Raw genomic sequence first — 12,902 nt, forward strand, 5'->3', positions numbered from 1 at the left:
TACTTCTTCTTTTTTCTGAACACTTACCCAATCCAACCACAGTTAAAAAAACACTAAAATAGAGTGAATAAAATTTGAAAGATATTATATGAACTATCTTTATATTTAAGCTATAATTAAAAACATGCAGAATAAAATACTTCCTTTTATGGTCTTATTATTGTTTTTGGATTCCTGCCAGGCTCAGGATACGAATATCCTTCTGATAGATCAGCTGGATAAAACATTTAGTGTTTCAAAGTTCTACCAATCGCGGTTGCAGAAAACTAATGAAATTTTATCAACCGATCTCAAAAAGATGAATAAAAACGCGGCATTAAAAGCCCTGGAAACAGCTATGTTTGAAAAAGACACGTTGGCTTTCTACGCATCAGAAGGAAGATTGCCCTCAGACTTTTATCTTGAGTCTACCAATGACTGGATGAGCAGGAAAAAGAAACCTGTCAAATATTTTGGCTATCAATATAAAACAGTAGCTTATGATGAAGCAAAAGATACTTTAGCGATTTTAAATAAAGTGGTATTTCCTTCTTTGGACATGGCGGAAAACAATAAAGGAGAGTTTGCGTATCTGAATGCCAATAAGGCCTCACGAAATAAAAATGATTTTTCAGACCTGTTGAGTTTTCTACAAAAAAACAGCAAACGTGTACCTATTGAGGACAGCTCATCTGAAAAAGTAAGCTGTTGGGAAAATGAAAATTTCTACTACATCCTGTCTAAAAAAGAGGGAAAGGAGGAAGAAATCCTTTCATTCGATCATTCAGGAAACAAAAATTCTAAAATGATTGATATTTCAAACATCCGTCTCGCCATATACAGCAAAGAGTATATTCAAACTCTGAAAAAAGAAAAGGCCTACATTCCGGAATACATCCCGGTATTTAAATAAAAGTTATGAAAAGCAATATATTTACTTTAATTCTAACAATTACGATGAGCCAGAAAATACTTTTAGGTATTGCTCTTGCTGCCGGAACCTGTATATCTTCTGCCCAGACATTTACCTCATCCAGTATCTGGTATGATATTATCCCCGGGAAACTTAACAGAGACAGCCTTTTGGTCCAAAAAGGCTTTAAAATGAAGTACAGCGGTCCCAAAAAACAAGGAGGTTTTTTGTCTTGTTATGTTAATAAAAAGTCTGATGAATGGATGTTTATTCATGCCAATGTTCAGAATCAGGTCACTACCATATCTTATCTGCTTCCTACTTTACAGAAATATAAGAAAAACCTGATCGAGAAAAAACGGCTGCTCCCTGGAGAAGAAGTACAGGCAATGGGTAAAACCAGGCAGGAAAACAAGATCTATTATGATCTGGGTTATAGTTTTAAAAGGCCTGAATCGCCCGACCAAAAGGAATGAAAATGATGATAAAATTTCTAAACCATCCTTTTCAAAAACATTATCTTCGCAGCAAATAAAAAAACCTGACAATATGAAAAAAATAATATTTCTCGCCTCAGCCGTTCTTGTATTAAATTCATGTGTAGTATCTACTGCCGCAAAAGTGGTAAAGGGAGCGGTCAATGTAAGCTACAAGGCGGTAAAAGGAACCGTGAATGGGATTAGCTGGGCCGTAAGCAAAGCTAAAGGAAAGATTGATGAAGACCGTTTAGACGGAACCTGGAAAGTAGTGGGTGTATACCGTGGTTCTTTTGAAGATTTTACGAAAGATCAGAATCCCGAAAGTTCATTCAGTACAGATTGTACAGAGAGTTATGATCAGATCATTTTTAAGGCTAAAAAATCTAAATTCCAGCCGGTACACTGCAGTTCCGAGAAAGAGGACTGGGTAAAATATTCTCTTGAATTTGGAAAAAACCCTTTAACTAAGGAAAAGGAAAACTATATAGAGTACAACTCCAACAACTATATTTCAGTTATTGATGTCAACAACAAAACAATGGTCCTGGAAGGTAATGTGATGCCTAAACTGGCTTTTTCCGGAGCTAAACTCTATCTTTTAGAAAAGGTAAAATAAGAGTGATATCCTCTCCTATTTTTAAATAAATATTGAAACAACAAATCCTTGTTTTTAAAGTGAAAAGCAGGGATTTGTTGTTATGATCATTTACATTATTTATTTTCTATAGCTGCAATTTTCTTTCCTTCTTCTCCCAGATAATGAGCCATCAGCTTTTCATATACTTTATACCCATTATCTGCATTCGTAAATATCAGAATTCCTTTTCCTGATTTTGGAAGTACAAAGGCAATACAGCGTGTTCCAAGATCAGCTCCTCCATGGGATAAGGCATAATCACCATTCCCGAGGTCATAGATTTCAAAACCTAATCCAAAATATTTATGTTCTTTTGTTTTTACCTGATTTTTAGTCATTTCCTGAAAAACTTCCGGCTTTAGATTTTTACCTTTCATAACACTGACCATAAAATTGCCATAATCCTGAATGGTAGTATGCAGGTCATCCGCCGCGTTGGCAGCTTTGTTTTTTTCCGTTGGATAAGGCTTTCCTTCTTTATTATATCCTACCGCAAATCTCGATTCTTCTGTATTAGGATCCCAAATATAATTGGTATCATTCATGGTAAGCGGCTGAAAAATCAGTTCCTTGGCAAGTTGGTCCAACGGTTTCGCAAACTTCTTTTCCAATGCTTTACGCAGGTATTCAAAACCTTCTCCGGAATATTGATATTGTGTTCCCGGCTCAAACTGAAAGCTCAGCTTTTTATCAGGATTCATCCATCTCCAGTTTGGGAAGCCTGTCTGATGGCTCAATATCATTCTGGTCGTCAGTTTGCTGTGTCTTGGATCGTTTATAATATCAGGATCTGCCCAGTACTGATCAAGAGGTTCATCCAGATTCCAATTCCCCAAACTGATCAGACGCAGTGCTACCATTGCTGTTACAGGCTTGGTAAGTGAGGCCACATTGAAACAGGTATTATAAGGTGCCGGAACTCCTTTTTTTATTTCTCCAAAAACTCTTATCTGTTTAAGTTCTCCTTCTTCAATGATTCCCAGCCCAAGTGCCGGGACTTTATTTTCTTTCAACCAGCTTTCAATCGCCTGGTCATCTTCAGGAATATCCTCCTGAATTGCTGATTTTGCATGATGATCAAAACTCAGGGATTTTACCAGTTTCCAGCTGCCATTTTCTACCATCCAGAAATTGGTGAACTTAGCCTCTCCGCCCAATTTCTCAGGTGTGCCTTTTTCTTTTTCATAAAAAAGGTGGTTACCATTCTGAATAACGGCATATAGTTTTCCGTTCCGGTACATCGGATAGATTTCGGAACTCTTATCAATTAAAACTCTTTTTGCCTGGTGTATTTCCGGAGCCTTGCATAATCCGTTTTTAAAATCGATCATGAATTTCTTTTTATCAGACATACCGTCTTTGTCATGATAAAACTCCAGCCGGTCGCTCAAAATATTCTCCATTTGAGAAATATTACAGGTATTAAATCCTACTGAAAAAAGCAGACTGTCTCTGGACATAATGGTCTTGTACAAAGCGTCAGTTTTTTCTATTTGTGCTTGTGTATTGCTAAAGAAAAAGATGAAAAAAGGAAGTATAAAATGAGTATACTTTGTCATTGTTAATATTTTTGACAAAGATTAGATTTTAGTATGTTTCAGCACACAAAATGAACCCGACAAAAACCCGACAAAGCCCTGACAGTTTTATATCATACTGAAATTCAATCTGAAATACAATTCTTTATTCCGGTCAATTTCTGCTGCGTTACGGAGAATAATAAATACATTAGACAGTACAATCAGGATCATGAGGATCAGGGTAAAAGGGCGTCCGAGCTTTAGAAAGATTCCCAACATAAATACAATAGGGGCCATTGCCGTCCACAACATCTGAACCGAAATGATCTGTCTCGCAAAACTGTTTTTCTGCTTCATTGTAAGCATCAGCAGCAGGGGAACCAAAATATTAAGGGGTGGCAGCACAACAAATAAAAGTGAAGAGAGATTGATCATTTTGATCAGAGAATAGTTTATTTCCGGTGATTCTTCAATACTCTCTGTGATTTCTTCATCAGTACTTACTGTGACAGCATTCTGCAATAGGCTTTCTTCTATATCCAAGGTTTGTGCCAGCGCTCTGAGTGTATGTCCTTTAGGCTCTGTACCCGCTTCTATCCGCTGGATCGTCCGTACAGAAATTTTTGACTTCTCTGATAATTCTTCCTGGGTCAGGTTTTTCTGCTCTCTTACGGCTTTTAATTTGGACATAGTATGATTATTCTATAAAGAGATGTTCATTATTTTTCGCAGGCTAATTTACATATTTTTCAGTAGTAAAGGCTGAAGCACTATAACAGGAAAGTAATTCCTATAAAATGGGCCATCGTATTATAAATAAATGTAATTTTAATAAAAATATTTATCACATCTTATTGATAATCAATAAAACATTATTTAATATAACCCGAAACACCAATCTGTTTATGGAAAACACTTCAGCCTCTCCATTGGATATCAGGAAAAATATCGCCACTTATCTGGGGCTCACCCTGCTGTTTTGCCTGCCTGTTTATTATATGTGTATTGTTACCGGAAAATTAGGAGGCGGAGCTATATCTTATGCAACCATTGTTATGTGGTGCCCTGCAATTGCAGCCCTGCTGACCTGTCGCATCAGAAAAATCCCTATTGCTTCCCTGGGCTGGAAATGGGGTCTCACCAAATATCAGCTGATAGCGTATTGTATTCCCCTGCTGTATTCACTTATCCCCTACCTTATCATCTGGATAAGTGGTGCTGGAGGTTTTTATAATCATGAATTTGTGGCTGAAACAGGAAAAGGGATGGGCTGGAACCTTCCTGATGGAGTAACCATTATCCTGTATATCCTCCTGATGAGCAGTTTTGGAATGGTACGTTCTGTTGGTTCTGCCCTGGGTGAAGAAATTGGCTGGAGGGGACTTCTTACGCCACAACTGGCGAAAATAAACTCCTATACAGCAACTTCCTTATGGATGGGAGTGATCTGGTCACTTTATCATTATCCTCTTCTTCTTTTTTCCAATTACAACACGGGCGGACCCAAATGGCTTGCATTAACCTGCTTTACAGTTATGATATTTGCATGCTGTTTTATCTTCACCTGGCTGCGCTTAAAATCCGGAAGCCTTTGGACAGCGGCTATTTTACATGCCAGCCATAATCTTTTTATCCAGGCTATTTTCACACCTCTTACGGTAGACAAAGGACATACCAATTATTATATCGACGAGTTTGGTATTGCTCTTCCCATCGCTACAGCTATCGTAGCATACTTCTTCTGGAGAAAACGAAAGGAGTTGCCGGAACAGAAAATTGAAGATTCCAATCTCCTTACCGCCAATCCATAATTAGCATAAAAAACAGAGTGCTATATGATTATAACGCTCTGTTCTTTTTTAAAATTTATTATTCTTTATAGATAAGCCTGTTTAAACTAATTAAAAATTGAGTCACAAAAGCTGAGTGAAATGCTATAAACACTTTAGTTTATTTTAAGTTTAAACGGATTGAAAATAAAAGTACACGTAGCACCCATTTTCAGCATCTGCCCCATAAAGGAACGGCGATAAAAGCTGGAAAGCACCACGATTTCAGTTTCTGTTTTTCGCTGTAGCAAGGCAGACATTACATCCTATCAACAGTAAATGGAGTTCGTGGAGTAGAATAATTTTCTGCAGTTTAGCTCATGTGATTAATTGCTAAACTTTTTACAGTAATAATTTCTATATGATAAGAAAGATATATTGTAGCTTTGTGTATCCACTTTCTAAAGATGAGGCATACTATTCCTACCTATGATTTAAGCGATATTTCTGAGCACCATTTTCTTATTAAAAGAATGGATAAGCATTATCTCCATTCGGAAAATCTTCTTTTGGATAAAGGAATCCACCGTGACAGCCATTATATTTTCACCTGTATGGAAAGCGGCCATGTAAAAATGATGGTTGATTTTAAAATTATAGAATCTCAGGATACATCCATTTTTTGTATGCTACCTAATCAGGTACATCAGGGACTCTTAATGAAAGATGTAAACGGTTGGTTTGTAGCCGTAAAGGCAGATTGGGTTCCGGATACCGTACGGGCTGTTTTTGAAGAATCTCTGGAAGAAGTGAAACCCATTATAATTGATAAAAACTGGATGGAAAAAATAAATACATCTGCCGCTATGCTTGAGGCTTCTTTTACTGAAGAAACATTTACCTCTAAAGAAGGGCTTTTGATTATTCAATCTTTATTGAATGCTTTTGTGGGCATGTTTGCTTTTATATATTCCCGTGAAACAGCCTCTGAAGCATCCGGTGAAAACCGTTCTTTACAGCTGGCAAGAGCTTTCAGAATTAGAGTAAGGGAAAATTTTAAAACCACGAAAAGTCCATCAGAATATGCTGAGCTTTTGAATATTTCAAGAGGATATCTCACTGAAGTTATCCGGGAAGTGACCGGAAAGCCCGCACAATACTGGATCCATCAGGAAATTATCATAGAAGCAAAAAGATTATTAGCTTTTACCCATCTTACGATAAAGGAAATTGCCTATGAGTTGGGATATAATGATCATACCTATTTTAGCCGTTTATTTTCAAAACTGGCAGGCCAGCCTCCGTCAGAATTTCGGGATAAAAATAAAAACGGAAAGTAACCCACGAATAATCCATCTAATTCCCTGAAACAGCTATCGCTATATTTTAATTTTACAGCTTCCTTTGCTATAAAAATTATTTATGCCAAGCTTACCAAAATGGATCAATGATACTGTAGAAAATGTATGGTCTTCAAAGTTTAAAGACTGTACTGTTATCGATAAAAAGAAAGTTACTGATGAGCTTCACTGTATACGCTTTGCCACAGATTTGCAGGATGTTCATTACGAACCGGCCTATGCCATAGGAATAAGGGTAAACGACAGGGATTTCCGTAACTACTCACCTTTTAATTTCAACAGAGAGGCCGGTACATTTGACATTCTCTTTCATATTCATGATACAGCAGCTGTGGGAAGTAATTTCATAAGTAAACTTTCAACAGGAGATTCAATAAAAATTTTAATCCCCAGAGGAAAACGCTTTTTTGATCCCGATGCGATAATGCATTTCTCAATTGGTGATGAAACATCCCTGGGAAGTTCTCTTGCCATTAAGGAAGCTGCAGAAGAAAATAACCTTTTATTTGGCTGCCTCCATGAACTGGCAGATCCTTCAGCGCTGAAAACCCTGAGTTTATATGGTTACCATGCTCCAAAGAATAATATCATGGTCATTATTGAATCCTTAACTGATTTTTTAAGGGAAGAAAAAAAGGCTATCTATAATGATAATGTTATTTTCTATTTAACAGGAAACGGGAATACAATGACACTCATCAGAAAATTCCTAAAATCAAAAGGAGTACTTCCAAGATGCATCAGGTCACAGGCATATTGGATAGAAGGAAAGAAAGGATTATAAGTCCTGCTCAAAATTTTATCTGACAATTAGAGTCTATAATTGTCAGATAAAATTAAAATATTGGAACAGCACGGTTCTATTTCAGCCTTTTCCCGAGAGCTCTTACCTTTTTCAGCCATTGGTGCCGTTGTTCTTCCCTGGATCCCCTGATTACTCCAACATAAGTCACCTTTACCGGCTTCACACCACAGAATTCCAGAGTAGACCTTTTAAGCTGGTTAACGCTGGGCCTACCGAAAAACAAACGGTAATACCAGCCCGGCTGATCTATGGTTGTAATAATATGTCCTGTTTTTCCTTTCAGAAACCGATCCCACCATACAGAGTTTTCCCTATATTTAAAAGCCATTCCGGGTAAGAAAAGCCGATCTATAAAGCCTTTTGTTATGGCGGGAAGGCCACCCCACCAAACAGGATGTATCCATACCAGATGATCTGCCCATTGGATGGTTTCCCAGGCTTTAAGTAAATCCGGCTCCAGCTCCATTCTTTTTTGATATCCGAATTGCAGGTTAGGATTAAAATGGAGATCGGCAATTGTAATATCCTGTATTTCTGCCCCTGATTCTTTTGCTCCGTTTCTGTACGCTTCAGCAATTCCAAAATTGAACGAATCTTTATTCGGGTGCCCGTTGATAATGGCTATTTTTTTCATTGCGTTACGTTTATAGTAATGGTTTCATAGGCATTAAGCTGAGCTAATAATGATAAGGGTTCATGCAGCTGATGTCCAAAATAAACCTTATTTTCATGAGGGTTTCTCAAGAGCTCTTCCGTATGCAGAACCGCTGATAAGGCAGTCAGTTCGGCTTGTCCTTTTGTACTCTGCAAGCTTAATTTCCTGTACTTTCCCTTGTATTTTACCACAATTTCAAAAAACAGACTGGTCTCCATTTCCACTGGATCCAAAGATCATCTTTCTTTCTTTTAAAGATAAGATACTGAAAATTCTCAGGTACTGAAAAGAACCAAGCAGCCAGGTAATAAATTTTGAATTGTAAGTCATTTTTACACTGACATCAGGAACTCTTTCTACCCGGTTTAAAATATAAAGATCCGGAACATCAAAATTATAAGCACTCCGCTTTCCTATTCCAAAGGAAAAATCAAAAACCTCAGTATTTAAAAAATGTCTGATAGAAACAGGTTTATCATTTTTATAGTGGCTGAAAGGAACCGCTACATTTTCTGCCATAAAATGAGCAGAGCTTTCTCCGGCCAGGTCCTTAACAGAGTAATAGACAAAAAGTTTGATCTCCCGGATATCTTCCGTGCCATCTGAAAGTGTATTTGCCAATCCCGGGACAATTCCTCCCATCCATCCTGAACTGAATACAATCCTGCTATTGACTTTACTACTCTTTGCCACATCATATGCTTTTACCAGATCAGGAGTAGGTTTGGTGATATCTAAATAATCAATACTATTGTCAATGGCAAACCGGAGAACCTGATCCGTTTTATCATTCACAGAAAGAATGATAAGGTTAATTTTTTTCTCAGAAATAACTTTAAAAGAACCAGGATCTGTGACATCAATCTTTAAATCTTTATCAGTTTTTCCTCCTTTACGTCCTCCAATAAAAATGTTGAAATGAGGATTTCTTTTTTCTAAAATACGGGCAATTGTCTTGCCTACCAATCCGGTTCCACCGATAATCAGAATATTATGCTCCATCTATTTTTTTTTACAAAATTATAGAGCTTCCGAATCAATAAACAGGACAAATGTCTAAAAAGAAATCTCCTTTCGGATACGGCTTAAATGCCGTTGGGTAATGCCAAGATAAGAAGCAAGGAACTGCAGCGGAATATTCTGGATATAGTCCGGTTGGTTTTTAAGTAAATCAGCATACCGCTGGGCAGCATTATTACGTTGTAGCTGAAAGAATCTTCTTTCAAGCTCCATATATTCCTGCTCGGCTATTGCTTTTAAAAATAATGTCCAATTGGAATTGTTACGAACCAGTTCTTCTATTTTATCTTTTCTCAAAATAAGCAGATCAGCATTGGAAATAGCCTGCATGGTTTCCATACTTGGAGCTCCTGAAATAAATGAGGAATAGGAAGCCATCAGGTCATTGGGAAACCTGAAACAGTAAGTGGTATCTTTTCCCTGATCAGAAATATAATACGAACGGAAAATTCCGGATTCTATGAATGCTATTTCTTTACATGGATCACCTTCCTGTACAAAACAATCGTTCTTTTCTAATTTTCTTGTTTCAAAAAGATGTAATACCTCTTCAATTTCATTTTCTGAAAATATATTAAACATTCGAAAATAATCCTGTATCATAGTTTTTAAATTATTGCCACTCCCACTTGAATACAGCGAAAATAAATAAAAACAGGATGAAAATAAAATTACCGGACTACAAACTATAAAGAAAAATAAAATGAACTCCCATTATGAATCGTCATATTTTACAAAAAAGTAAAACCATCCCAGGATGGAATGATTTTACTACCGTTTAAAAACTGATTGAGTTATGTATATGAAGATATGATGTTTGTGTTGATGCAAATATAGGCAGCTCTTCGCTGCCCTGTATCAGGGGAATCACTAAAGTTTTATCCGTAAAAATACGGTTGTATAAAAGAAAAAAGCCCTGTAACAAAATTACAGGACTTTAAATGTATCTAACAATTATTCTGTTAACGCTAAATGCTGTGCTGAAGGCTATCCCTTATCAACACAAAATTTCTAAAGAGGGCTCACCAACTGCAGGAACCATTCTTTAACTTCTCCTTCTAAATAAGGAGCAATCTTTTCTTCACAAGTTTTATGATAACCATTTAACCATGCAATTTCACTTTCTGAAAGAATTTCTTTCACTATGGTATCTTTAAAGAATGGGCAGAATGTCAGTGTTTCAAATTCATAGAAAGTCCCGTGAATTGTTGTTTCTGCTTCTTTTACGGCAATCAGATTCTCATGGCGAATCCCGTATTCTCCTTCAAGATAATATCCAGGTTCGTTGGAACATACCATTCCCGGAAGAAGATCCTGTGGATTCAGATCTTTTCTGATACTTTGCGGTCCTTCATGAACATTCATAAAACTTCCCACACCGTGTCCTGTTCCGTGGTTGTAGTCTTTACCATCCATCCATAACGGAAGTCTGGCAATAGCATCAAGGTGTACACCTTTAGTTCCTTTCGGGAATTTTACCATGGATAAACGGATCAGCCCCTGTAATACTAATGTTGAATTTCTTTTGAAATCTTCGGAAACAGTTCCCAAAGCAAAAGTTCTTGTAATATCTGTAGTGCCTTCAAGATACTGTCCTCCTGAATCTACCAGGATACTTGCATCATTAGTCACTTCTTTGCTTCCTTCTTTCTTTGCAGAATAGTGAATGATAGCACCATTACCTTTATACCCTATAATGGAACCGAAGCTTTCGCCCACAAAATTCTCTCCTTCTGCACGGAAGCCTCTCAGCTTTTCACCGATAGAATATTCGTTCATGGCTTCTTTTCCTGCATTATGGGTCAGCCAGTAAAGGAATTTCACCATAGCGACTCCATCTCTCGCCATTACTTTTCTGAAACCTTCCAGCTCAGTTTCATTTTTTTGAGCCTTCATCAGATTTCCGGGAACGGGAGCTTTAATAAACTGGTTATCTGCTTTTAAAATTTCAAAAATCTGTTGGTTTGTGTTTGGAGAAACCAGTATTTTTTCATTTTTGAATGCTTTCAGATAATTATATAACTCTTCATAAGGCATCATTTTCACAAAAGAGTCATCCATTTGCTTTCTGGCAGCAACCTCCATTTTATCAAGGTCTGTGAATAAAACTGCATCATTTTTAGTGATCACAACATATCCTAAAAATACAGGATTACTCTGTACATCACTTCCTCTAAGGTTTAAAGTCCATGCTACATCATCCAAACTTGAAATAATGTGAACAGTTGCATCCTGATCCTCCATTTTCTGACGGATAGCAGAAATTTTATCCGCTACAGACTGACCTGCTCTTTCTACAGGATGTACAAAGATTGGATTTTTTGAAGGTGTACCTCTTTCTTTCCAAACTTCTTTTAAAAGAGGAATATCAGCCAGTACAATATTTTTTGAATTAAATTTTTGAGAAAGTAGTTCCCAGTTAGCATGAGAAGCTGCTAAAGCATTGACGGCCACTTTACCTCCTGCAGGAATTTCCGAAATAATCCAATCCATATAATGGGGAGTTCCTTCTATTCCGTCTTTAAAAAGTTCGATTCCCGAGCCTTCCAGTTCATCCACAGCTTGTGTAAAATATCTTCCGTCTGTCCACAGTCCCGCTTTATCTTTGGTTACTACCACAAAACCGGCAGAACCAAGAAATCCTGACAACCAGGCTCTCTCCTGCCATTCTTCGGGCAGATACTCGCTCATATGGGGATCTGCAGAATATACTATAAATGCATCAACATTATTTTTCTGCATTTCTTCACGAAGCGCAGCAACTTTTTCCTTTGAAGTCATTCTTTTCATTTTTAAAACACCGAAAGTTACGAAAAAATAGAACCCGAAGGATCAATTCCACCGTCTATTTTCCGTAATAATCTGTTATTATTACTTAATTTCCCAATAAACAGCCATTACATATTGAATCTTATAATATACCATAAGCCTTTTCAATGAATTAAGTCTTCTGGAGGAGTTTCTCACTATATTTTATCACAATAAACCCACTCCGAGTTCAGGAATGGGTAATTTATAATTGAAATATTTAATTTACTTATTCTTAAAAAGACAGATAGCGTTTAGTTGTCGTCAAACTCATTATTTTTAAGCAGCTCGGCCAATACTTTCTTGGCACGCATCACCCTCACTTTGGTATTGGCAACAGAAATGCCAAGTTCTTCCGCAATTTCTTTGATGCTTTTCTCTTCAAAGAATCTCAGCTTGATAATATCCTGGTAGTTGGCATCTAAAGATTCTATAGTCTTAATAATCTTTTTCTGCTCTTCATTGGAAATCATCAGTTCTTCAGGAGATTTCGCATATTGATTTTTAACCTCATCAAGGTTTTCAACGGCATCCTCATTTTCACGGCTTCTTTTTCTCCAAAAGTCAATGACCGTATTCTGTGCTATGGTAAGCACCCAGGTTTTAAACTGGAAATGAGGATCAAACATATCCAGCTTCGACAAGACTTTGGAAAAGACGTTCACGGTAATTTCGTCAGCATCATTTTCATCTTTTACTTTTTTCATCACAAAAGAGAAAACATCCACCCAAAAAACATTAATGAGTTTAGTCTGAGCCTTTTGGTCCTTGTCCTTGGCTTTTTGAATGAGCAGAAATAGCTGTTCGTCGTTCATTACTAACAAATATAGCATATTTGGATGAAAATTCAAAGAGAGAGGAAAACTGAATTGGTAAATATATCAATCAGCAAATTTCCCCTTTTGCCCCTTCATACTTCTGAATTTACTATCTTTGCCCCGTAAAATTTTTAAAGA

General features: G+C 37.0%; 14 protein-coding genes. 6 read left to right on the plus strand and 8 right to left on the minus strand.

What is annotated here, in order from left to right:
• The first annotated feature begins 124 nt into the window (after positions 1-124).
• The 3 genes from MP477_RS12095 to MP477_RS12105 all read left to right on the plus strand — a co-directional run bounded on the left by MP477_RS12095 (position 125) and on the right by MP477_RS12105 (position 1,987).
• Complete coding sequence (locus MP477_RS12095; protein WP_257190643.1) at positions 125-892, plus strand: hypothetical protein; 768 nt, start codon at positions 125-127, stop codon at positions 890-892.
• Positions 893-897: 5 nt separating this feature from the next.
• The gene (locus MP477_RS12100; RefSeq protein ID WP_257190644.1) at positions 898-1,368 is read left to right on the plus strand and encodes a hypothetical protein; all 471 of its coding nucleotides are present in this window, start codon (positions 898-900) and stop codon (positions 1,366-1,368) included.
• Positions 1,369-1,441: 73 nt separating this feature from the next.
• Positions 1,442-1,987 carry a hypothetical protein gene (locus MP477_RS12105; protein WP_257190645.1) on the plus strand — a complete coding sequence of 182 codons (546 nt, stop codon included), beginning with the start codon at positions 1,442-1,444 and terminating at the stop codon, positions 1,985-1,987.
• A gap of 95 nt (positions 1,988-2,082) precedes the next feature.
• Here MP477_RS12105 and MP477_RS12110 read toward each other — a convergent pair whose 3' ends face one another.
• Both MP477_RS12110 and MP477_RS12115 read right to left on the minus strand, forming a co-directional pair.
• On the minus strand, positions 2,083-3,567 hold the full coding sequence (locus MP477_RS12110; protein ID WP_257190646.1) for a beta-lactamase family protein: 1,485 nt from the start codon (positions 3,565-3,567) through the stop codon (positions 2,083-2,085).
• 87 nt (positions 3,568-3,654) lie between these two features.
• Positions 3,655-4,218, minus strand: coding sequence for a helix-turn-helix domain-containing protein (locus MP477_RS12115; RefSeq protein ID WP_257190647.1), 564 nt, complete (start codon positions 4,216-4,218; stop codon positions 3,655-3,657).
• A 215-nt stretch (positions 4,219-4,433) separates the two neighbouring features.
• Between MP477_RS12115 and MP477_RS12120 the strand changes: the two genes are divergently transcribed.
• From MP477_RS12120 to MP477_RS12130, 3 genes are all read left to right on the plus strand, one after another.
• On the plus strand, positions 4,434-5,339 hold the full coding sequence (locus tag MP477_RS12120; RefSeq protein WP_257190648.1) for a type II CAAX endopeptidase family protein: 906 nt from the start codon (positions 4,434-4,436) through the stop codon (positions 5,337-5,339).
• Between the two features lie 425 nt (positions 5,340-5,764).
• Positions 5,765-6,637, plus strand: coding sequence for an AraC family transcriptional regulator (locus tag MP477_RS12125; RefSeq protein WP_257190649.1), 873 nt, complete (start codon positions 5,765-5,767; stop codon positions 6,635-6,637).
• An 82-nt stretch (positions 6,638-6,719) separates the two neighbouring features.
• A complete protein-coding gene (locus MP477_RS12130; RefSeq protein WP_257190650.1) occupies positions 6,720-7,442 on the plus strand; it encodes an FAD-binding oxidoreductase in 723 nt (240 codons plus the stop codon).
• A 76-nt stretch (positions 7,443-7,518) separates the two neighbouring features.
• Here the strand turns inward: MP477_RS12130 and MP477_RS12135 are convergent, their stop codons facing one another.
• From MP477_RS12135 to MP477_RS12160, 6 genes are all read right to left on the minus strand, one after another.
• A complete protein-coding gene (locus MP477_RS12135) occupies positions 7,519-8,097 on the minus strand; it encodes an NAD(P)H-dependent oxidoreductase (RefSeq protein ID WP_257190651.1) in 579 nt (192 codons plus the stop codon).
• Positions 8,094-8,351, minus strand: coding sequence for a hypothetical protein (locus MP477_RS12140; RefSeq protein ID WP_257190652.1), 258 nt, complete (start codon positions 8,349-8,351; stop codon positions 8,094-8,096). Before MP477_RS12140 ends, MP477_RS12135 begins: the two co-directional genes overlap by 4 nt.
• Positions 8,314-9,120, minus strand: coding sequence for a saccharopine dehydrogenase (locus tag MP477_RS12145; protein ID WP_257190653.1), 807 nt, complete (start codon positions 9,118-9,120; stop codon positions 8,314-8,316). The genes MP477_RS12140 and MP477_RS12145 overlap by 38 nt, the downstream gene beginning before the upstream one ends.
• Positions 9,121-9,174: 54 nt before the next feature.
• Positions 9,175-9,741 (minus strand): Crp/Fnr family transcriptional regulator, encoded by a 567-nt coding sequence (locus MP477_RS12150; protein WP_257190654.1) that lies wholly within the window; start codon positions 9,739-9,741, stop codon positions 9,175-9,177.
• 408 nt (positions 9,742-10,149) lie between these two features.
• Complete coding sequence (locus tag MP477_RS12155; protein ID WP_257190655.1) at positions 10,150-11,919, minus strand: aminopeptidase P family protein; 1,770 nt, start codon at positions 11,917-11,919, stop codon at positions 10,150-10,152.
• 281 nt (positions 11,920-12,200) lie between these two features.
• A complete protein-coding gene (locus tag MP477_RS12160; protein ID WP_230034872.1) occupies positions 12,201-12,761 on the minus strand; it encodes an RNA polymerase sigma factor in 561 nt (186 codons plus the stop codon).
• Positions 12,762-12,902 lie beyond the last annotated feature (141 nt).

It is taken from the genome of Chryseobacterium sp. WG23 (assembly GCF_024586575.1).
Taxonomy (GTDB): domain Bacteria; phylum Bacteroidota; class Bacteroidia; order Flavobacteriales; family Weeksellaceae; genus Chryseobacterium.

Coding starts and splice junctions, on each gene's coding strand:
- MP477_RS12095 (WP_257190643.1), top strand. CDS start 125: ATGCAGAATAAAATACTTCCTTTTATGGTCTTATTATTGTTTTTGGAT.
- MP477_RS12100 (WP_257190644.1), top strand. CDS start 898: ATGAAAAGCAATATATTTACTTTAATTCTAACAATTACGATGAGCCAG.
- MP477_RS12105 (WP_257190645.1), top strand. CDS start 1,442: ATGAAAAAAATAATATTTCTCGCCTCAGCCGTTCTTGTATTAAATTCA.
- MP477_RS12110 (WP_257190646.1), bottom strand. CDS start 3,567: ATGACAAAGTATACTCATTTTATACTTCCTTTTTTCATCTTTTTCTTT.
- MP477_RS12115 (WP_257190647.1), bottom strand. CDS start 4,218: ATGTCCAAATTAAAAGCCGTAAGAGAGCAGAAAAACCTGACCCAGGAA.
- MP477_RS12120 (WP_257190648.1), top strand. CDS start 4,434: ATGGAAAACACTTCAGCCTCTCCATTGGATATCAGGAAAAATATCGCC.
- MP477_RS12125 (WP_257190649.1), top strand. CDS start 5,765: ATGAGGCATACTATTCCTACCTATGATTTAAGCGATATTTCTGAGCAC.
- MP477_RS12130 (WP_257190650.1), top strand. CDS start 6,720: ATGCCAAGCTTACCAAAATGGATCAATGATACTGTAGAAAATGTATGG.
- MP477_RS12135 (WP_257190651.1), bottom strand. CDS start 8,097: ATGAAAAAAATAGCCATTATCAACGGGCACCCGAATAAAGATTCGTTC.
- MP477_RS12145 (WP_257190653.1), bottom strand. CDS start 9,120: ATGGAGCATAATATTCTGATTATCGGTGGAACCGGATTGGTAGGCAAG.
- MP477_RS12150 (WP_257190654.1), bottom strand. CDS start 9,741: ATGATACAGGATTATTTTCGAATGTTTAATATATTTTCAGAAAATGAA.
- MP477_RS12155 (WP_257190655.1), bottom strand. CDS start 11,919: ATGACTTCAAAGGAAAAAGTTGCTGCGCTTCGTGAAGAAATGCAGAAA.
- MP477_RS12160 (WP_230034872.1), bottom strand. CDS start 12,761: ATGAACGACGAACAGCTATTTCTGCTCATTCAAAAAGCCAAGGACAAG.